Source organism: Stenotrophomonas maltophilia group sp. Smal12 (genome assembly GCF_037079935.1).
Lineage (GTDB): Bacteria > Pseudomonadota > Gammaproteobacteria > Xanthomonadales > Xanthomonadaceae > Stenotrophomonas > Stenotrophomonas sepilia.
Genome location: NZ_JBAWUK010000065.1, coordinates 1 through 19,342, shown reverse-complemented (window position 1 = coordinate 19,342; position 19,342 = coordinate 1). Strand labels below are relative to the sequence as shown.

The 19,342-nt window shown below is 67.2% G+C and carries 17 protein-coding genes; 10 read left to right on the top strand and 7 right to left on the bottom strand.

Annotated features, from left to right (window positions below; all coding sequences use genetic code 11):
- Positions 1-54: 54 nt before the first annotated feature.
- Positions 55-1,224, bottom strand: a complete 1,170-nt coding sequence (locus WDC87_RS19895; RefSeq protein ID WP_053461988.1) for a PQQ-dependent sugar dehydrogenase — start codon at positions 1,222-1,224, stop codon at positions 55-57.
- Positions 1,225-1,392: 168 nt separating this feature from the next.
- Here WDC87_RS19895 and yiaA point away from each other — a divergent pair, with 168 nt between their 5' ends.
- Positions 1,393-1,845, top strand: coding sequence for an inner membrane protein YiaA (yiaA, locus tag WDC87_RS19890; RefSeq protein WP_053505041.1), 453 nt, complete (start codon positions 1,393-1,395; stop codon positions 1,843-1,845).
- Positions 1,846-1,889: 44 nt separating this feature from the next.
- On the opposite strand, the gene WDC87_RS19885 is transcribed toward yiaA, so the two are convergent.
- The 6 genes from WDC87_RS19885 to WDC87_RS19860 all read right to left on the bottom strand — a co-directional run bounded on the left by WDC87_RS19885 (position 1,890) and on the right by WDC87_RS19860 (position 8,140).
- Positions 1,890-2,213, bottom strand: a complete 324-nt coding sequence (locus tag WDC87_RS19885; protein ID WP_049468574.1) for a hypothetical protein — start codon at positions 2,211-2,213, stop codon at positions 1,890-1,892.
- Positions 2,214-2,323: 110 nt separating this feature from the next.
- Complete coding sequence (locus tag WDC87_RS19880) at positions 2,324-3,625, bottom strand: amino acid permease (protein ID WP_053505042.1); 1,302 nt, start codon at positions 3,623-3,625, stop codon at positions 2,324-2,326.
- Positions 3,622-4,383, bottom strand: a complete 762-nt coding sequence (locus WDC87_RS19875; protein WP_053505043.1) for a L,D-transpeptidase family protein — start codon at positions 4,381-4,383, stop codon at positions 3,622-3,624. Before WDC87_RS19875 ends, WDC87_RS19880 begins: the two co-directional genes overlap by 4 nt.
- A 15-nt stretch (positions 4,384-4,398) precedes the next feature.
- A complete protein-coding gene (locus WDC87_RS19870) occupies positions 4,399-5,247 on the bottom strand; it encodes a MurR/RpiR family transcriptional regulator (RefSeq protein ID WP_053505044.1) in 849 nt (282 codons plus the stop codon).
- Positions 5,248-5,608: 361 nt separating this feature from the next.
- Positions 5,609-6,703, bottom strand: coding sequence for a dipeptide epimerase (locus WDC87_RS19865; RefSeq protein WP_252745058.1), 1,095 nt, complete (start codon positions 6,701-6,703; stop codon positions 5,609-5,611).
- Positions 6,704-8,140, bottom strand: a complete 1,437-nt coding sequence (locus WDC87_RS19860; RefSeq protein WP_252745059.1) for an SH3 domain-containing protein — start codon at positions 8,138-8,140, stop codon at positions 6,704-6,706.
- 132 nt (positions 8,141-8,272) lie between these two features.
- Between WDC87_RS19860 and WDC87_RS19855 the strand changes: the two genes are divergently transcribed.
- From WDC87_RS19855 to WDC87_RS19815, 9 genes are all read left to right on the top strand, one after another.
- Positions 8,273-9,745: a transglutaminase-like domain-containing protein gene (locus WDC87_RS19855; RefSeq protein ID WP_197648315.1), complete on the top strand. Its 1,473-nt coding sequence runs from the start codon at positions 8,273-8,275 to the stop codon at positions 9,743-9,745.
- A 51-nt stretch (positions 9,746-9,796) separates the two neighbouring features.
- Positions 9,797-12,796 carry a TonB-dependent receptor gene (locus tag WDC87_RS19850; RefSeq protein ID WP_252745060.1) on the top strand — a complete coding sequence of 1,000 codons (3,000 nt, stop codon included), beginning with the start codon at positions 9,797-9,799 and terminating at the stop codon, positions 12,794-12,796.
- A gap of 23 nt (positions 12,797-12,819) precedes the next feature.
- A complete protein-coding gene (locus tag WDC87_RS19845) occupies positions 12,820-14,370 on the top strand; it encodes a serine hydrolase domain-containing protein (protein WP_301655143.1) in 1,551 nt (516 codons plus the stop codon).
- Positions 14,303-15,016 (top strand): M15 family metallopeptidase, encoded by a 714-nt coding sequence (locus tag WDC87_RS19840; protein ID WP_053461994.1) that lies wholly within the window; start codon positions 14,303-14,305, stop codon positions 15,014-15,016. The genes WDC87_RS19845 and WDC87_RS19840 overlap by 68 nt, the downstream gene beginning before the upstream one ends.
- A 227-nt stretch (positions 15,017-15,243) precedes the next feature.
- A complete protein-coding gene (locus WDC87_RS19835; RefSeq protein WP_049468636.1) occupies positions 15,244-15,615 on the top strand; it encodes a hypothetical protein in 372 nt (123 codons plus the stop codon).
- 232 nt (positions 15,616-15,847) lie between these two features.
- Positions 15,848-16,258, top strand: a complete 411-nt coding sequence (locus WDC87_RS19830; protein ID WP_053461995.1) for an EF-hand domain-containing protein — start codon at positions 15,848-15,850, stop codon at positions 16,256-16,258.
- Between the two features lie 94 nt (positions 16,259-16,352).
- Positions 16,353-17,105, top strand: coding sequence for an HAD family hydrolase (locus tag WDC87_RS19825; RefSeq protein WP_252745061.1), 753 nt, complete (start codon positions 16,353-16,355; stop codon positions 17,103-17,105).
- A gap of 31 nt (positions 17,106-17,136) precedes the next feature.
- Positions 17,137-17,691 (top strand): hypothetical protein, encoded by a 555-nt coding sequence (locus WDC87_RS19820; protein ID WP_336331322.1) that lies wholly within the window; start codon positions 17,137-17,139, stop codon positions 17,689-17,691.
- Entirely contained in the window at positions 17,666-19,030 is a 1,365-nt protein-coding gene (locus tag WDC87_RS19815; RefSeq protein ID WP_252745062.1) for a VOC family protein, read from the top strand. Before WDC87_RS19820 ends, WDC87_RS19815 begins: the two co-directional genes overlap by 26 nt.
- Positions 19,031-19,342: the final 312 nt, after the last annotated feature.

Genomic DNA, 19,342 nt, shown 5'->3' with positions numbered 1-19,342 from the left:
GCAACCGCAGGATGCTGGAAGGATCCAGGGGGCCGGCCAGCGGCCGGCACTACCTCAGGTCTTCGGCGTGAGCTTCAGCAGGCGCGCTTTGCTGCCGTCTTCCAGCAGCCACAGCGCGCCGTCGGGGCCCTGTTCCACTTCGCGGATGCGCTCGCCCATGTTGAAGCGCTCGGCTTCGCGCGCGCTGTCGCCATCGAAGGCCACGCGCACCAGCGAGGTGGACGACAGGCCACCGATGAAGCCGCTGCCCTTCCACCGCGGGAACAGGCTGCCGCTGTAGACCACGAAGCCGGCCGGCGAGATCACCGGCGTCCAGGTCACCTTCGGCGCGGCAAATTCCGGGCGCGTGTCGTGGTCGGGGATCGGCCGGCCATCGTAATGATCACCATTGGAGACGATCGGGTAGCCGTAGTTGGCGCCGCGCACGATCAGGTTCAGTTCGTCGCCGCCGGCCGGCCCCATTTCATGTGCCCACAGCTTGCCGCTGGCATCGAAGGCCATGCCGAGGATGTTGCGGTGGCCCAGTGACCACACCTGCGCGGCAATGCCCCCCTGCGAGGCAAACGGGTTGTCCGCCGGCAGGCTGCCATCGTCGTTGAGGCGGATGATCTTGCCCAGGTTGCTGCCCATGTCCTGGGCCGGATCGAACTTCTGCCGCTCGCTGGAACTGATCCACAGCTTGCCGTCCGGGCCGAAGGCAAGACGATGACCGTAGTGGCCTTCGCCGCTGACCTTGGGGCTCTGCCGCCAGATCACCTTCAGGTCCTTCAGCTGGCCACCGCCGTTGGCATCCAGCGCCAGGGTGGCGCGGGCCACCGCCGCACCGCGGGTATCCAGCGTGCCTTCCTCGGCATAGCTGACGTAAACGACATGATTCCGGGCGAAATCCGGATGCAGGATCACGTCGCCGAAACCGCCCTGGCCACCATAGGCGACCTTCGGAACACCGGTGATCTCGTGCTTCTGGCCGCTGGCCAGGTCCAGGTGCTGCAGTTTGCCGCGCTTCTCGGTGACCAGCAGGCTGCCATCAGGCAGGAAGGTCATCGCCCACGGCTGGTCGAAGCGGCTGACTTCGGTGGCGGTGAACGGGCGCTGGTCGGCAGCGGTGGAAGCTGCGGGCGCCGCGGTCTGGGCGCCGTTGGCGGCCGGGTCGGCGGCGTTGCAGGCGGAGGTGGCAAGGATCGGCACCAGGCCGAGGGCGAGCAGCAGGGGCGTGCGGGTCATGGGTATCTCCAGGGCGGGGATGCGGATGGCCGGGCGTTCCCTTGTATACCACCGGTGCCGTGAGCGTCGTGGCCCGAAGGTCCTGCGACCCCTGTGCGAGCGCAGCGGGATCGTCTAGGGTGGGCACACCCGGGCAAAGCGTGCCCGCCTGCCTGCCAAGGACCTGCGATGAACACTGCACTACCCCACAAGCCGTCCACCGCCTTCATCGCCGCCTCGTGGGTGGCGCTGCTGCTGGGGGCGGCGGCGTACCTGATCGGCCTGTTCAATGCCACGATGGCGCTCAACGAGAAGGGCTACTACCTGACCCTGCTGCTGTTCGGCCTGTTCGCGGCGGTCTCGCTGCAGAAGAGCGTGCGCGATCGCGTGGAAGGCATTCCGGTGAGCGGCCTGTACTACGCGCTGTGCTGGTTTGCGCTGCTGTCGGCGCTGATGCTGCTGCTGGTCGGCCTGTGGAATGCCACGCTGGCGCCCAGTGAAAAAGGCTTCTACGGCATGGCGTATGCGCTGTCGCTGTTCGGTGCGGTGGCGGTGCAGAAGAATACCCGCGACCTCATCGCCACCGGTGGTGGCGAGAGCAAGCGCAGCGCGATCGTGCCGCCGCTGCCGGAACAGGAGTGAATGTGTAGAGCCGAGCCCATGCTCGGCTCCACAGCAGCAGGGCGCTATCGCTTCAATTGCGGATCCGCCAGCTGTGCATCCTCCCAGCCACGACGCACCGCATTGCGTGCCTGCGCCCATTCCAGGCGGCTGCGGCCGCGTTCGTTGGCCCAGCGTGATTCGAGCTCGGCCTCGACCTGTTCATAGGCGCGGATGATGTCCTGTGCACGCGCGGCGTGGCCGATGCGGTAGGCCGGCTCGTAGTCCTCGAAGAACAGCTGGTCGTCGTAGTACGGTTCGGCGGTGTAGCGCTCGCGCCAGTAGTTGCTGATCGCATCACGCGGGGTGCTGTCGTCCGGCACGCGGCCGGGAATCTGGTACTCGGTCATTGAGGGCTCCGTGGTGGACGAAACCCGATCATGCCGGCCCGATGGTTAATGGCCCGGTCCAGCGACGTGATTGCCAGATCAATCCGACCGGCACGGCCTGATGCGGCCGGTTACCCGGTGCTGGCATCCTTGCGCGGCAGCGTGTAGATCACTGCGCCGATGGCAAACGCGACCAGTGCGGCGGCAATGTTCTGCCAGCTGGCGCTGGCAAACAGGGCCAGGCACAGCAGCAGTGCCAGCACCGGAATCAGCGGTCCACCGGGCAGCTTCAACGCGCCCGGGCGGTCGGCGTAGCGCTTGGCCAGGACCAGTACCGCCGCAGCGGTGCCGATGTAGGCGAACAGGCGCGTGGTCATCGACAGCAGGGCCAGCTGCACGAACGAACCGGACAGGGCCAGGCCGAGCGCGATCAGGCCCTGGCACAGGATCGACGCGGCCGGGGTATGGAAGCGCGGATGCACCTGGGCCAGGATCTTCGGCCCATAGCCATCGCGTGCCAGCGCGAACAGGAAACGCGGGCCCATCATCATCGTGTTGCTGTTGGTGCCGAGGATGGAGATGGTGGCACCGACGGTCAGGATCAGCGCCAGTGCTTCGCCACCGAATCCAGCGGCGGCATCGGCCAGCGGCGTGGCCGAGCTGGCCAGGCCAGCCAGCGTGCCCTGTGCCACCACCTGCACCGCGCCATAGATGACGGTGACGGTGATGATCATGGTGATCAGCGCGAACGGAATGTCGCGGCGCGGATTGCGGTACTCGCCGGCGGCGGCGGGAATGTTCTCGAAACCGGCGTAGGCATACAGCAGCAATAACGCGGCCTCGCCCATGCGCTGCAGGTCGTGCGGGTCCGGGCGCTGGCCGGAGAAGGCCAGCCCCGGGTCGATGTAGAACGCACCGATGGCCACGAACAGCAGCAGCGGCAGCATCTTGCCGATCACCAGCACCACGCCGGTGCGCGCGGCCGACCGCACGCCGATGATGTTGATGCCGGTGAGGAAACCCAGCGACACCACGATCACCGCGATGCGGCCCAGGCCGGCACCGGCCCATGGCCAGAAGCGCGCGACCGCATCGGCCAGCGCATTGCTGAGTGCGGCCGCCGAACTGATGCGGGTCAGCCAGATCATCCAGCCGATCTCGAAACCGGCGAAGCGGCCGAAGGCCTCGCGTGCATACAGGTAGCTGCCGCCGGGTTCATCGAAGTAGCTGGCGGCCTGCGCATAGCACAGCACCAGCAAAGCCACGACGATGCCGGCGGCGACCACGCCCCACAGGCTGAAGGGGCCGAGCAGGGCGACGGTGGCGGCCGGCAGCAGGTAGATGCCGCTGCCGATCACATCGTTGATCGACAGGCCGACGATCTGCCAACGGCTGACCGCGCGCTGCAGCTGCGGCTCGTCCTGCGCGCTCAACGGCCGTCTCCCTTCAGTGCAGGCAGCTGCCACTGCGCCTGCAGTCGCTTGTATTCCGCGCGCGGCAGCAGCACGAAACGCGGCGCGTCCTGCGGCCGCAGCCAGTCCAGCAGTGCCTGCATGCGTTCCTGCGGCATGGCCGTGCAGCCGGCGGTGGCCTCGCCGGGCTGGCGCCACAGATGGGCGAAGATGCAGCTGCCCTTGCCGGGCTGGTTGTCCGGGTTGTGGACAATCACGAAGCCTTCCCGGTAGCGCACGTCGCCCTTGTTGTGCAGGTCCAGCCGCATCGGCTCGGTGGAGCCCTTGACCGCTGCGCTGCCGACCTTCTTCTCATCCACGATGCGGTTGTAGAACGGCGAGGCGGGCACGTCCATGCAGTAGCTGCTGTCCAGCATCGGCTGGTAGGGCAGGGCGGTGCCGGGGCGGGTGACCGCATAGCCGAACGCGCTGCCGAGCGCGAATATGCCGGCCGGGCTGCGGCCATCGCCTTCCTGCTTCTGCGGGCCATCGGCCTGTGCCGGATGCAGGCCCAGGCCCCATGCGCTGCCGGTGCGGCCAAGCGCCACCGGGAACGCCTGGCCATGCGGGTGCCAGCCCTTGCCGTCGCGCACATAGGCCTGTAGTTGCCCCTGGGTGCTGTCCCAGCCATCGCTGGTGACCACGATCAGCTGGCGCGCGCCATCCAGCGGCGCCGCGTGAACGGACACCACTGCGGCAAGCAGCAGTGCAGTGATGGCAAGGCGGACCAGCGATCTCATCAACATGCGCTCCGGTCAGGAATCCAGCAGGTGGTCGATCCGCTCCAGGTTCACCGCAAGCTGCTGCTGGCGATCCGGATTGGCATGGCAGAGCAGCACGAACAGGAAATCGAGCAGGGCGTGCATGGCGCTACGGTACAGCAGCTGCGCGACCTGCGGCGTGCGGTCGTGGGCGCAGACCGCCAGGGCCGCATCCGCATGCGCGCGCAGCGGGTTGGCGGTGTGGCGGGTGATGCAAATCACCTTGCCCCCCATGTCCTGGAACTGCCGCGACAGCTGCGAGAGCTGGGGCAGGTTGCCGAACTCGGAGAACACCAGCAGCGCGTCACCGGGCCGTGCGGCCGAGAGGTTGGCCAGCATCAGGATCGGGTCGGTGTGGGGTACCACCAGCAGCCCGAGCAGCGACAGCCGCATGGCAAACTCGCGGGCGAACAGGCCGTCGTCTCCGAGGCCGTACACGAACAGCTTTGGCGCACCGTCGAGCAGCTGCACGATGCGCTCGATCTCCGCGCGTGGATTGGCCTGGCGTGTTTCCTCTTCGGCCTGCGCCTTGCTGCGGCGCAGGGCCTCGCCCAGGCGCAGGTAGTCATCGCCGCTGTCGGGTTCGTCGGGCGCCTGCTGCGGATCGGCACCGGCGCGGGCGACGTCCTGGCCGATGGAGTACTTCAGGTCCGGGTAGCCCTTGAAGCCGAGCTTCTGGCTGAACTTCACCACGCTGGACTGGCTGATGCCCAACGCGCTGGCCAGCTGCTGGGACGAGTAGTCGCGCAGCAGGTGGGCGTTTTCAAGGATGAAGTCGGCGATGCGGCGCTCGATGGCCGACATCTGCCCACGCTCGGTGCGGATCTTCAGCAGGGGCGGCATGCGGGGTGTCCGGGCATGTGTAGGCGCGGTGCAGTTGGCAGCGTAGAGCGTGTCATGGTATCGGTCGAGCGGGTTCCAGCCTCGAAGAGGTTACGGAGCGCAGTTGTTGCCTTTGACGTTGAGTCCGCCTTCAAGCGAGCCGAGCACCGCAGGTCCGGCGAGGGCGAAGAGGCGCGGGTGTCTGAGCGCAGCGAGTTCCGCGCCGTCCCTCGGCGGACCGAGGAGCGCAGGGCACCGGCGTGCGCAGCACGTCGGCTCGCGGCCGGCGGAGCGTTTCTTTTGGTTACTTTTCTTTTCGCGAAAAGAAAAGTAACGCCCGACCCAACGTCAGTTGTACGCCAGGCCAGCCGCAAGACACAGATCAACCCAGCATCTCCAGCCCACGCACTTCAGTAATGCCCAGCCCCGGCACGTCGCTGATGCTGATCTCCGATTCGTTGAAATGCACGCCGCCGCTGACCGGGTCGAACTGGCCCAGCGAGGGGCCGTCCAGATCGACCTTGGTGATCACATCGCTCTTGGCCACGGCCAGGTGCACGGCGGCAGCCACGCTGATGCTCGATTCGATCATGCAGCCGATCATGCACGGCACGCCGTAGATGCCGGCAATGTCGGCGATGCGGATCGCGTTGGACAGCCCGCCGGTCTTCATCAGCTTGATGTTGATGATGTCGGCCGCGCGCTGCTGGATCAGGTCCATCACCTGGCTCGGGCTGAACACGCTTTCGTCGGCCATCACCGGTGTGTTGACGCGGTCGGTGACGTACTTCAGCCCGCTGATGTCGGCGGCTTTCACCGGCTGCTCCAGCAGTTCAAGCACCACGCCGGCATCTTCCAGCGTACGCATCGCATGCACCGCCTGCTTGGCAGTCCAGCCCTGGTTGGCATCCAGCCGCAACAGGGCGCGGCCTTCCACCGCGGCGTGGATCGCTTTAACCCGTTCGATGTCCAGGCCGATGTCCTTGCCGACCTTGATCTTCAGCGACTCGAAGCCGCGTTCGATGGCCGACAGCGAGTCGGCCACCATCTTGTCGATGTAGTCCACGCTGATGGTGATGTCGGTGGTGATCACCGGGTCGCCGCCACCAAGCATCTGGTACAGCGGGGCACCGTGCAGCTGCGCCCACAGGTCGTACAGCGCGATCTCCACCGCGGCCTTGGCGCTGGTGTTGCGCTCCATCGCGGTCTGCACCAGCCCACACAGGCGGTTGAGGTTGGCCACGTCCTGGCCGATCAGGCGCGGTGCGATGAAGTGGCGGATCGCTTCGATGATCGAGCCGTGGGTATCGCCGGTGATCACTGCGGTGGCCGGGGCTTCACCGTAGCCGGTGTGACCGGTGTCGGTGCGGATCAGTACGACCACGTCTTCCACGGTCTCCACCGTGCGCAGGGCGGTCTTGAACGGTGTCTTCAACGGCACGCGCAGCATGCCCAGTTCGATGGCAGTGATCTTCATTCAGGGGGTCTTGGCCCGCAGGCGCTGGATGTTGGTGATGCGGTCGATGTAGCGGACGGTATCGCTGGCCATCATCGGCTCCAGCGGCGTGACCGAAACACCATTGAGATGGGCCTGCACACGTCTGCCGTCGGCACCGAACCAGCTGCCGCCCGCCGTATCGTGGATCACCCAGGTGCGGCCGTCGACGTGGCCGATGGCCATCATCACGTGGCCGGGAATGTAGACCAGGTCGCCAACACGGAGGTCGGTGACGGCGCGGTCGCGCACCGCCTTGCCGTCCTTGCCGGTGAAGGGCAGCCGATCCAGCGCGGGGCTGACCGCCTGCGCGCTGGTATTGCGCGGCAGCAGTACGCCGAAGCTGCGGTAGATCTCGGACACAAAGCCGCTGCAGTCGCGGGTGTCGTAGTCGTGGCCCCAGCCGTAGCGTTCGCCAAGGAACTTGAACGCCTGCTGCAGCAACAGGCGTGGGGTCAGCGGCAGGTAGTCGGCGGCAGTGTCCTGCGAGCGTGGCAGCAGCGCAGGCACCAGCTTCAGGCGGCCGTCGGCTTCCCGCACGGGCAACTGCACCACCCACGATGCGTGCGCCTGCTGGCCGTTCACCGGATCGGCAGCCGGCCAGTCGGCCAACACCGGCAGGCGCACGCCCATGTCCAGCTGCAGGCGCGAGACACGCGGCTCTTCCGGGGTGTAGGCGGTCTTCGCGGTGGCACCGGTGACGATCCGGTACGGGCCCTTCGTGCCATAACCGAGCACGGTGGCCTTGTCGCCGCTGGCGATGGCCTCGGCCTCGATCCACGCGCTGTAGCGCTCGCTGTGGACGAACAGCCAGCCGCCGTCGGCGCTGCGATGGACCACGGCGACCTTGTCGCCGGGGAACAGTGCCGATTCCTGGAAACGGTCGATATCGGTGTCACCGACGCTGCTGAAGACGCGCTCGCGGGTGGGGAAGGTACGCAGTGCCGCGCGCTTCACTACCAGCCCGTAGGCCGGTGCCACCTCGGCCGGGATCGCATCCAGGCCGAGGTTGGCTTCGATCGCGCTGCGCAGCGCCGGCGCGATCGGCTGGCCCTTGTCGTTGTAGAGGGCGCGTGCGGGCCAGCGCGACAGCGCGGTGATGCTGGCACGCACCGTCGCCGCATCAAGCTGCGCCGGCAACGCCGCGATGTCCTGGAGGTGGCTGTCCTGCGCCCGCATCCGCGCGTTCTGCGCCTCGATCTGCGCGCGGTCCAGGATCGGCGCATCGGCGTTGTCCAGACGCGCGGCCCAGTACTGCGGCGTCAGGTAGGCCTCGTGCAGGCCGATCACATACGGCAGCGGCGCACCGGGGTCGGGTGGTGGTGCCGCCGGTGCAAAGGCCGGTGCGGCCAGCAGGCACAGCGCCAGGGACACGCGGCGCGGCCAACGCCGGTGCCGTTCGCGGGAAGCCAGGATCATGCGCTGCACACCCTCCTCGAATGCCTGTTGGAATATTTATTCCTTTCGGTGGCGAAAGCAAGAATAAATTATTGACCGGTATCCCGGCCCGTGTTACACAGCCGTTACCACCCGCGCTGGGGAAGTGTCGCTGTGGATCCTGCCGTTCGCAAACCACGTCTGCCTGCTGCTGCCGGCCTGTGTGCCGCGCTGCTGCTGTGGGCGTCTGCCGCGCAGGCCACGGATGGGGATAGCCGCCAGCAGCGGGCGCGCCAGGCGCAGGTGATCGACCTGATCGACAGCGGTCGCTTCAGCGATGCCCAAGCGCTGCTGGCAACGGCAGGCGATACCGCCGACGGGGCCTTCCAGCGCGAGCGCATGCGCCGCATCCGCTTGGATTTCAGCCTCGACCAGGCGGCCGCCAAGGCCGCCGTACGCCGCTGGATTCCCGACCTGACCGACGAGGAATTCGCGCGCTGGGACCAGCTTGGCCTGATCGAGCATCTCGATATCGACGGCGAGCGTTGGTACTTCAAGCGCGCACCGTCGAATCTGTTCCTGCTCAGCGACGAAGCACGCGCGCGCCGCCGCGCCGATGCGCCGATGCCCGCTCCGGGCCCGAACGAAGTGCTCAACGCACACCACGCGCGCGTGGTGGCCGCGTCCGATCAGCGTGGCCAGGCGTCGGTGCTGCCGCAGCGCATCGAATTCACCCAGTCGCTGACGGTGAAGGCCGATGCGGTGCCGGCCGGCGAGACCGTGCGTGCCTGGATTCCGTACCCGCGCGAGATCCCCGGCCAGCAGGAGCAGGTGCAGTGGCTGGGCAGCACCCCGGGCAAGGCGCGCGTGGCTCCGGCCCACACCCAGCAACGCACCGCCTACCTCGAAGCCAACGCGGTGGCCGGGCAGCCGACCCGCTTCGAGATCCGCTACGCGGTCACGATCTTCGCCCGGCATACCGCGATCGACCCGGCCGTGGTGCAACCGACCCCGGCCGATCCGGCCCTGAAGCCCTATCTGGCCGAACAGCTGCCCCATGTTCGCTTCACCCCGGCGCTGAAGCTGTTCTCCGACCAGGTACTGCAGGGCGAGACGCGCCCCTATGAAGTGGTGCGCAGGCTGTTTGCCGCGGTCGACCGCATTCCGTGGGCCGGTGCGCGCGAATATTCCACGCTCAGCAACATCAGCGATTACGCACTGCGTGCCGGCCATGCCGACTGCGGGCAGCAGACGTTGCTGCTGATCGCACTGCTGCGCCTGAACGGCATTCCCGCACGCTGGCAGTCGGGCATGGTGTTCTCCGACGATGGCAGTGGTTACAACAACCTGCATGACTGGGGACAGGTCTACCTGGCGCCGTATGGCTGGCTGCCGATGGACGTGACCACTGGCGCACTGGCCAGCGATGTACCGGCGCTGCGCGACTTCTATCTGGGTGGCCTCGATGGCTACCGCATCGCCTTCAACGATGATTTCGGCCAGCCCTTCGTGCCGGCCAGACAGCATTACCGCTCGGAAACGGTCGACTCGCAGCGTGGCGAGGCCGAGTGGGCAGGCGGCAACCTGTACTTCGACCAATGGAGCTACGACTTCCAGTGGCGGGTACTGCCAGCCAGACAACGCTAGCGCGACACCTCGCATTCCACACCATTCAATTCTTGCAGGAGAGAGCAGGGGATGAAGGCTTACAGCATCAAGCGGGCGGCGTTGTGCGTCGCTCTCGGGGCGTGTCTGGGCGTGATCGCGCCCAGCGCATTCGCACAGGATGGTTCAGTGGTCGGCCGGCTGGTCAGCGATGCCGGCCAGGTCCCGGCCGGTGCCACGGTGACCGTACGCAACCCGGCAACGGGCTTCGTCCGCTCCGTGCAGGCCGACGCCAACGGCAGCTACCGCATTCCGCTGCTGCCGGTCGGCACCTATGACATGGAGGTGAGCCTGCCCGGCGGAGGGGCCAGCCGCGTCGGCCAGGTGACGGTCAGCCTCGGCAGTGCCACCACGGTCAACGTGCCGCTGGGTGCGGTCAGTACCCTGGGCACGGTCGAAGTGCGGGCGCCGCAGGTGGTGTCGATGGTGGACGTGAAGTCCACCGAGTCGGCCACCAACATCACCCGCGAGGAGCTGTCGCGCCTGCCGGTGGACCGTGACATCACCGCCGTAGCGCTGCTCGCGCCGGGAGCCGTGAAGGGCAAGGGGTCGCTCGGCGGGCAGGGCATTTCCTTCGGCGGATCGTCGGTGGCCGAGAACACCGTCTACATCAATGGCCTGAACGTCACCGACTTCTACAACCGGGTCGGCTTCTCGTCGGTGCCGTTCTCGTTCTACCAGGAATTCCAGGTCAAGACCGGCGGCTACTCGGTCGAGTTCGGGCGCAGCACCGGTGGTGTCATCAACGCGGTAACCCGCTCGGGCAGCAACGATTTCAAGGCCGGCGCCGAGCTGGTGTTCGAGCCGCGGGCATGGCAATCGCAGGCACGTGATCGCTACGACGGCAGCGGCAGCCGCTACATCACTGCCAGCCGCGACGACTACAGCCGCAGCGCGCTGAATGTGTTCGCTTCCGGTGCGCTGGTGCAGGATCGCCTGTTCTTCTTCGGCATGTACGAGGCGCGCGACTACCGCCCCACCTCGACCAATGACGCCGGCACGCGCCTGAGCCAGGGCAAGGCCGATGATCCGTTCTGGGGCGGCAAGATCGACTGGCAGATCACCGACAACCAGATGCTGTCGCTGTTCGGCTTCTCGGACAAGAGCAAGACCCTCACCGACGTCTACGCCTACGATTACGCCACGGGGCAGACCGTGGGCGAGCGCAGCAACCAGATCTACAACACGGTGGGTGGCAAGAACTGGTCCGGTACCTACAGCTGGCAGGTCAACAACGACCTGACCATGAAGCTGATGTACGGTGAGAACAAGCGCAACCGTGTGCAGAGCTCGTTGATGGACGAGAACTGCAACCGCGTGTTCGACAACCGCACCGCCAGCCAGGGCGTGCCGCCATCGCTGCAGGGTGACCGCGGCTGCACCAGCAGCTCGCAGCTGGAATCCGCGCTGGACACCCGCAAGGCTGCACGCGCCGATTTCGAATGGACGCTGGGCAACCACCTGCTGCGCTTCGGCCTGGACCGCGAAGAGAACACCTCGGACTACAGCCGTGCCTACCCCGGGCCCGGCGGCCTGCGCTATGACATCTATGCCCGCACACCCGGCAGTCCGCTCAATGGTGGCGTGGTGCCGGCCAGCGGCCTGGTCGCGCGCACCCGCCGCTATGAAGTGGAAGGGGCCTTCGAGACGATCAACTCGGCCTACTACCTGGAAGACAACTGGCAGGTGACGCCGAATCTGCTGCTGAACATGGGCCTGCGCCTGGAAGCCTTCGACAACAAGGGCGGCGACGGCAGCAGCTACATCAAGATCGACGACATGCTGGCCCCGCGCCTGGGCTTCTCCTGGGACGTGCGCGGCGATGGCACGACCAAGGTGTTCGGCAACCTGGGCCGATACTTCCTGCCGGTGGCCAACGTCATCAACATCAAGCAGGCCGGTGGCTTCCTCGACGAGCGGACCTGGTATGAGTTCCTCGGCTACAGCGGCGCGGCCAACAACATCCCCAACCTGGGCGCACAGATCGGGCCGGTGGACAACTCGCAGGGCGACGGCAGCGTGCCGGACCTGCGTGCGGAAGTGAACCGGGACATGAACCCGGTCTACCAGGACGAAGCGATCCTCGGCTTCCAGCAGATGATCAACGACGCCTGGTCGGTGGGGGCGAGCGTGACCTATCGCCGCCTGCACAATGCCATCGATGACATGAACATCACCGCGACCGGCCAGTGTGGTGCCATCGACGGGGTGTGGATCATGGGCAACCCCGGGCGCACCAATACCGTCTGGGGCGACACCGACTGCGATGGCCGCAACGACGGCTGGATCAGCATCGATACGTCGAAGGAAGGCTGGGCACTGTACGACGACAACGGCAACTACGTCGGCCAGCGCGGCTGGGTGAAGCCCAAGCGTGACTACAAGGCGCTGGAACTGCAGGTCGACCGCGCCTGGGACGGCAAGTGGGGCTTCAACGCCTCCTACACCCTTGCATACGGTCGCGGCAACGCAGAAGGCCCGGTCAACTCCGATACCGACTTCGCCGACGCAGGGCGCACCGAGAACTTCGACAACCCCTGGGTCAACTACCGCGGCTACGGCTATCTGGCCAACGACCGCCGCCACCAGTTCAAGTTCCGTGGCAGCTACGCATTGACCGAGAACCTCAGCGTGGCGGCCACGCTGGGCGTGCAGTCGGGCAGCCCGATAACCCGCTTCGGCGCCGGTAATCCGTTCGACGACACCGACTTCCACAGCTACTACGTGTGCGTGTCCAACTGCCAGTCGACGGTTCCGTCCCAGCGCGTGTTCGTGCATTCGCCACGCGGTGGCGACGGCCGCACGCCCTGGACCTATGACCTGGACGTGAGCGTCTCGTACAAGGTGCCGATTCCCACCGATCTGCGCCTGAAGCTGGCGGTGTACAACGTGCTCAACCAGCAGCGCGTGGTGACCGTGGACCAGGACTACGAGCCGCAGGACAGCATCGGCACGCCGAATCCGCTGTACCGCTACGGCACCGGCTTCCAGTCGCCGCGCTACGCGCAGCTGACCGTCACCTGGGCCTACTGAGGCCCGGTGCCGGGACCAGGCGCATGCAGGCACTGGGGATGCTGGCCGCGTTGGTGGCTTTTCCGGCGGCGGCGGTCGATACCGCCTCCGTCGAGGCCGATGTCGCCGCCGTGGTCCGGCACGAGCACCTGCCCGGGCTGGCCATGGCGGTGGTCGACAACGGGCAGGTGGTCTATCGCCACGCCGAGGGCGCGCGTGGCGATGGCGGCCGCATCGACCAGGACACGCTGTTCAAGATCGCCTCCAACAGCAAGGCGATGACCGCCGCGCTGCTGGCGCGGCTGGTGCAGCAGGGCAGGCTGCGCTGGGATGATCCGGTGCAGCGGCATCTGCCGGGCTTCCGCATGCACGATGCATGGGTGGGCCAGCAGATGCAGGTGCGCGACCTGCTGATCCACAACAGCGGCCTGGGCCTGGGCGCCGGCGACCTGATGCTGTGGCCGGAACCGAACGCATTCACCCGCGCCGACATCATCGCCGGATTGGCGCACCTGACGCCGGTCAGCAGCTTCCGCAGCCACTATGCCTACGACAACCTGATGTACGTGGTGGCTGGCGAAGTGGCCGCTGCGGCAGGCGGCAAGCCGTACGACCGGTTGATGCGCGAGCAGGTGTTCGAACCACTGGGCCTGTCGCGCTGCCAGGTGGGGGCGTGGTCGGTGAAGCGCGTGGGCAACGTGGCGCAGCCGCATGCCTGGCGTGGCGATCACAATGAGGTGGTGAACGCCGACGCTGACATCAGCCCGGATCTACCGTCGATGGCCGCTGGCGGCATCCGGTGTTCGCTGCGCGACATGACGCGCTGGATGCAGGTGCTGCTCGATGCCACCGTGGCGCCCGGCTGGCTGGATACGGAGCAGCGCGGCACGCTGTGGACCCTGCACATGCCGATGCCGCTGGGTGAGCGCCAGCGGCGCTGGGACAACGCGCATTTCTACGGCTACGGCTATGGCTGGCGCGTGTCCGACATGGACGGCCAGTGGAAGGTGGCGCACACCGGCACGCTGTCCGGCATGTATTCGTCGCTGGCGCTGCTGCCCGACCGCAAGGTGGGCGTGGTCATGCTGATCAACGGTGATGGGGAGGACGCGCGTACCGCATTGATGCAGGCCGCGCTGAAGCGCTTTACGGCGCCGGACGACGCGCGTCCGGCGCTGGAGTACCTGGCCGAACTGAAGGCAGACCAGGCGACGCGCGCGGCAAGCGGCCATCAGCGGCCGGCGACGTCGGAGGCACGGCCGACATCTGACGCCGATCTGCCGCGGTGGCAGGGGCGCTACACCGATCCGTGGCTGGGGCCGGCCTCGCTGTGCCCGGGCAAGGACGGCCTGCGTTTCAGCGTGGACAAGTCGCCCCGGCTGCAGGCGGCTGTGCTGCAGCTGCAGGGGCGCTGGCTGCTGCGCTGGGATACGCTGGGCGACGACGTACAGGCCTGGCTGCAACCCGGGGACGGTGCGTCGCCCACGCTGGACCTGCGCGCCATCGATCCGGACATCGACTTCAGCTATGACTTCCAGGACCTGCATTTCACTCGTACTGGCGACTGCGCTGGCGGCGACCACCGGCGCCGCTGAGCCACCGCGCGTTTCACCGGCCACCGACGCGGCCAGTGCCGGACTGGTGGAGATCCGCACGGTGTCGCCGCGCATCGACCTGGATATCCGCTATGCCGGCGCCAACAACTTCACCGGCGCGCGCGTGCCTGGCTACGAGGCGCCTTCGTGCTACCTGCTGGCGCCGGTGGCGAAGGCACTGGCACAGGTGGAACAGGACCTGCGCGCCGATGGCTTCGGCCTGCGCCTCTACGACTGCTACCGGCCGGTGCGTTCGGTGCAGGCCTTCATGGCCTGGGTGAACGATCCACACGAACGCTCGCGCAAGGCCCTGCAATACCCTGACCTGGACAAACCGCGCCTGCTGGCCGACGGCTACATCGCCGAGCGCTCCGGCCACAGCCGCGGTGCCACGGTGGATCTGGGCCTGCTGGATTGCCGCAGCGGAACGTGCACGCCGTTGGACATGGGCACGGACTTCGATTTCTTTGGCCCGCGTGCGCATACCCAGACCCGCGGACTGAGCGCTGCACAGCAGGCGAACCGCCGGCAGCTGGTGCAGGCGATGGCGCGCCACGGCTTCGTCAACTATCCGCAGGAGTGGTGGCACTACACGCTGCAGCCCGAACCGGATCCCGGCACCGCATACGACGTGCCGGTGCTTTAGGGTTTGTTGGCAGGGGGCGCCCTCGACAACTTCCCGCTGCTCTTGGTAGCTGTCGACCTTGGTCGACACGGTAGATCCACGCCATGCGTGGGTGCTTTCCGTCCAACCCCGGAGATAGTCGATCTCGATGGAGATTCATCCACGCATGGCGTGGATCTACCGGGGCCAGCGGATTGGGTCCGGGGCAGATCCCTTACACTGGCCGCCATCCCACTGTCGCCCACCCGATGAACCTTCCCCTGCACTTCGGCCTGCTCGGCACCCTGGAAGCAGGCGCCATCGCCCTGCTGGTCGGCCTGCTGGTGTACCTGCTGTGGTCGCGGCTGTGCCGGCTGCTGCACTGGTCGATGGGCCATGCGATCGGCTGGGCCTGCGTCATCTCGGTGGTGATCTCCGCCGGCATCGATGCGTGGAAGCTGTTCTACATGGGCATCGTGCGGCTGGAATCACCGCTGTACGCGCGCCTGTTCCTGGCCACGATCCACGATCCGAACGAACTCGGCAGCCGGGTGGTGCTGGAAATCGCCGGCGCGCTGGCCGGGGTCGCACTGGGCTGGGTGATGTTCAGTTCGCGGTCATCGGAAAAAACCGTCGACTGACGCAGGTTTTTCGTTGCCTCGCGGTTAAACGCGAAGGCGTTGAATGCCGGGCTTATGAGCCACTCACTTCCTGCTAACCACCGCGCTAACGCATGCGCGCTGGCCAGTGGTTAATCGCGCGTGTGGGCGCCGGTTGCGGGGCAAAATCGATTCAGAAACGCGGTGGCAGGGTAGGTGCCGTGCGGAAACAACAGGCCGCGCAACACCACCCAACAGGTAGGAGACACCCCTGATGACTATTCGCAACCGCAAGCCCCTGATCGCCCTGATCGTCGCCGCCGCCAGCGTGCTGGCCCTCCCGGCGATGGCCCAGTCGGCCAAGCAGCAGGCCGCGCATGCGCAGAATGAAGCGGCGCAGGCCCAGCAGGCAGCGGCGCAGGCAGGCCAGGCGGCCGACCAGGCCTCCAACGCGGCTGCAGCGGCCTCGGCGCAGGCCAACGGCGGTGGCCAGACCTGGGCCAGCATCGATACCGATGGCAACGGCACGATCAGCAAGTCCGAGGCCCAGGTGAACGCGGGCCTGGCCCAGGTGTTCGACCAGGCCGACAGCAACAAGGACGGCGAACTGAGCGCCGATGAGTACAAGGCCTACGTGGCCGCCCAGCAGGCCGGCGCGAGTGCCGGCGCGGCGCAGGGCCGCTGATCCAGACCCGATTCGGGAAGACCGATGCATGGAATCCGGGCGGCGGTGGCCGCCCGGGTTTTTCCCGTCATCGCGGCCCCTGTATCCTTGGCCGATGAACACCTCCATGCCTGCGCCGTCGCGCGCCATCGGCCTGGTCGGTTTTGACGGTGACGATACGCTGTGGAAGAGCGAGGACTACTACCGCAAGGCCGAGCAGGATTACCTTGACCTGTTGTCGCGCTACGTCGACGTGCACGACACCCAGACCGCGCGCCACCTGCTGGAAGTGCAGCAGCGCCACCTGGGCACCTTCGGCTACGGCGTCAAGAGCATGACCCTGTCGATGATCGAAGCGGCCATCGACATCACCGGCCAGCGCATCGAGGCCAAGGACATCCAGCGCATCCTCGACATCGGCCACGACACCCTGCGTCACCCGGTGGAGCTGATCGACGGGGTGCGCGACGCGGTGGCGGCCATTGCCGAGCACTACCCGGTGGTGCTGATCACCAAGGGTGACCTGTTCCACCAGGAAGCGAAGATCAAGGTCGCCAACCTGGGCGAGCTGTTCCCGCGCATCGAGATCGTCTCCGAGAAGGACCCGGAAACCTACGCTCGCGTGCTGGCCGAGTTCGACCTGCCGATGGAGCGCTTCGTGATGGTCGGCAACTCGCTGCGTTCGGATATCGAGCCGGTGGTCACCCTCGGTGGCTGGGGCGTGCATACCCCCTACGCGGTGACCTGGGCCCACGAGACCCAGCACGGCGTGGCCGATGACGAGCCGCGCATGGTCACCGCCGATACCGCCCGCGACTGGCCGGCTGCGCTGGCGGCGATCGAGGCCAAGGCCGCCGCGGCGGCCTGACAGGGCGCGGCGGCTGCGGCAGAATCGGGGCATGAACCACCGACTGCGCGCGCTGTTGCTGTCCCTGCTGCTGGTGCCGGCCGCTGTGCTGGCCCAGCAGACCGCCGAGCGTTCGGCGGACTACACGGTGGAAACCGGTGACCGCTGGATCGATGCCCAGCTGCAGGACATCAACCACTACGCCGAACGCTACCCTGACGCCTTCCTCGATGAAGTGTCGCGCTACGCCGATGTCCCCCGCGGCTACCTCAATGCGCTGTTCACCACCCATGGCTGGCAGGCCGGGGATATCTATTTCGCCTGTTTCTGGGCCAAGGCCAGCGCACAGACCTGCCGCGACAGCGTGCGCGCCTTCAGCCAGAACCCGGAGGGGGGCTGGGAAGCCGTGGTGAAGCGCATGCCCACCAGGCCGGAGAACCTGCATTACCGCGCCGTGCGCCACGCCATCGTGGCCAGCTACCGGCACTACCCGGTCATGTTGCTCTGCATATCGCCGCCGCACCGCGCTCCGGCGACAATACGGGTCCGAGCTGTTCCCTGTTCCCGTAATCGAGTGACTGATGAGCGCCTCTTTCGTTTCGCCTGATGTGATCCGCCGCCTGTTCGCGCAGGCCATGTCCCGCATGTACCGCACCGAAGTGCCGCTGTACGGCACGCTGGTGGAACTGGTGGAGCGGATCAACGCGCAGGTGCTTGCCCAGGACCCGGCACTGGCCGCGCAGCTGCAACGCAACGACGAGCTTGCGCGCTTGGACGAGGAGCGCCACGGCGCGATCCGCGTCGGCACCGCCGAAGAGCTGGCCACGTTGCGCCGCCTGTTTGCAGTGATGGGCATGTACCCGGTCGGCTACTACGACCTGTCGGTGGCCGGCGTGCCGGTGCACTCCACCGCGTTCCGGCCGCTGACCGGCGCGGCGCTGGCGCAGAATCCGTTCCGCGTGTTCACCTCGCTGCTGCGCCTGGAGCTGATCGAAGACGAAGCCCTGCGTGCCGAATCGGCGAAGATCCTGGCACGCCGCCGCATCTTCACCGACGGTGCGCTGGCGCTGATCGACCAGGCCGAGCGTGACGGTGGGCTGTCGCAGGCCGACGCCGAGCGCTTCGTCGATGAAGCCCTGGAGACCTTCCGCTGGCACGGCGATGCCACGGTCGACCTGCCGACCTACCACGCGCTGCACAACGCGCACCGGCTGGTGGCCGACGTGGTCAGTTTCCGCGGCCCGCACATCAACCACCTGACCCCGCGCACGCTGGACATCGACGCCGCGCAGGCGGCGATGATCGAGCACGGCATGGCGGCCAAGGCGGTGATCGAAGGCCCGCCGCGCCGCGCCTGCCCGATCCTGCTGCGCCAGACCAGCTTCAAGGCGCTGGAAGAGGCCGTGCATTTCCCGGATGCGGACGGTGGCGATGCAGGCACCCACACCGCGCGCTTCGGCGAGATCGAACAGCGCGGCCTTGCGCTGACCCCGAAGGGCCGCGCGCTGTACGACCAGCTGCTGTCGCAGGCACGTGATGCCGGCGGCGAAGGCAGCACCGGTGGCGACTACGGCCAGCGCCTGCAGGCGGTGTTCGCCAGCTTCCCGGATGACCATGACACGCTGCGCCAGGAAGGATTGGGCTACTACCGCTACCAGCTGACCGACGCCGGCCGCGCCGCGCCGGAGCGCGTGGCCGATCTGCCGGCCGAAGTGCTGGTGGCCGCCGGCCTGGCCACGGCCGATCCGATCGTCTACGAGGATTTCCTGCCGGTCAGTGCCGCGGGCATCTTCCAGTCGAACCTGGGCGGCGAAGAACAACGCGCGTATGCCGCACATGCCAACCGCGAGGCCTTCGAGCAGGCGCTGGGCGTGGCGGTGAATGACGAGTTCGAGATCTACGAGCGGCTGCAGGCCGAATCGCTGGCGGCGTTGCGCACCGCGTAAAGGCAGAGCCGGCCGCTGGCCGGGCACCGCGTGAAGGTAGAGCCGGCCGCTGGCCGGGCGCCGCGTGAAGGTAGAGCCGGGCGCGGGGGGGGGGGTGGGGGGTGGCGGGCCCCGGGCCGGGCGTCCCCCGGTCCCGCCCCGGGGTCTTCCCCTCCAACTGGCGGTTTTCACCCATGCCTGGTGGGACCACACCGCATACCGCCGCACGTCGGGGGGGGGGTTTGGGTATATTTCGCGGGTGGGACCGTCGAACTTATCATTCAGCTGTGGGCGGTAATAAGCTATCCGGGCGTTTTTGATAAACACAACCGC

Coding starts and splice junctions, on each gene's coding strand:
- WDC87_RS19895 (WP_053461988.1), bottom strand. CDS start 1,224: ATGACCCGCACGCCCCTGCTGCTCGCCCTCGGCCTGGTGCCGATCCTT.
- yiaA (WP_053505041.1), top strand. CDS start 1,393: ATGAACACTGCACTACCCCACAAGCCGTCCACCGCCTTCATCGCCGCC.
- WDC87_RS19885 (WP_049468574.1), bottom strand. CDS start 2,213: ATGACCGAGTACCAGATTCCCGGCCGCGTGCCGGACGACAGCACCCCG.
- WDC87_RS19875 (WP_053505043.1), bottom strand. CDS start 4,383: ATGAGATCGCTGGTCCGCCTTGCCATCACTGCACTGCTGCTTGCCGCA.
- WDC87_RS19870 (WP_053505044.1), bottom strand. CDS start 5,247: ATGCCGCCCCTGCTGAAGATCCGCACCGAGCGTGGGCAGATGTCGGCC.
- WDC87_RS19865 (WP_252745058.1), bottom strand. CDS start 6,703: ATGAAGATCACTGCCATCGAACTGGGCATGCTGCGCGTGCCGTTGAAG.
- WDC87_RS19860 (WP_252745059.1), bottom strand. CDS start 8,140: ATGATCCTGGCTTCCCGCGAACGGCACCGGCGTTGGCCGCGCCGCGTG.
- WDC87_RS19850 (WP_252745060.1), top strand. CDS start 9,797: ATGAAGGCTTACAGCATCAAGCGGGCGGCGTTGTGCGTCGCTCTCGGG.
- WDC87_RS19845 (WP_301655143.1), top strand. CDS start 12,820: ATGCAGGCACTGGGGATGCTGGCCGCGTTGGTGGCTTTTCCGGCGGCG.
- WDC87_RS19840 (WP_053461994.1), top strand. CDS start 14,303: ATGACTTCCAGGACCTGCATTTCACTCGTACTGGCGACTGCGCTGGCG.
- WDC87_RS19835 (WP_049468636.1), top strand. CDS start 15,244: ATGAACCTTCCCCTGCACTTCGGCCTGCTCGGCACCCTGGAAGCAGGC.
- WDC87_RS19830 (WP_053461995.1), top strand. CDS start 15,848: ATGACTATTCGCAACCGCAAGCCCCTGATCGCCCTGATCGTCGCCGCC.
- WDC87_RS19825 (WP_252745061.1), top strand. CDS start 16,353: ATGAACACCTCCATGCCTGCGCCGTCGCGCGCCATCGGCCTGGTCGGT.
- WDC87_RS19820 (WP_336331322.1), top strand. CDS start 17,137: ATGAACCACCGACTGCGCGCGCTGTTGCTGTCCCTGCTGCTGGTGCCG.
- WDC87_RS19815 (WP_252745062.1), top strand. CDS start 17,666: ATGAGCGCCTCTTTCGTTTCGCCTGATGTGATCCGCCGCCTGTTCGCG.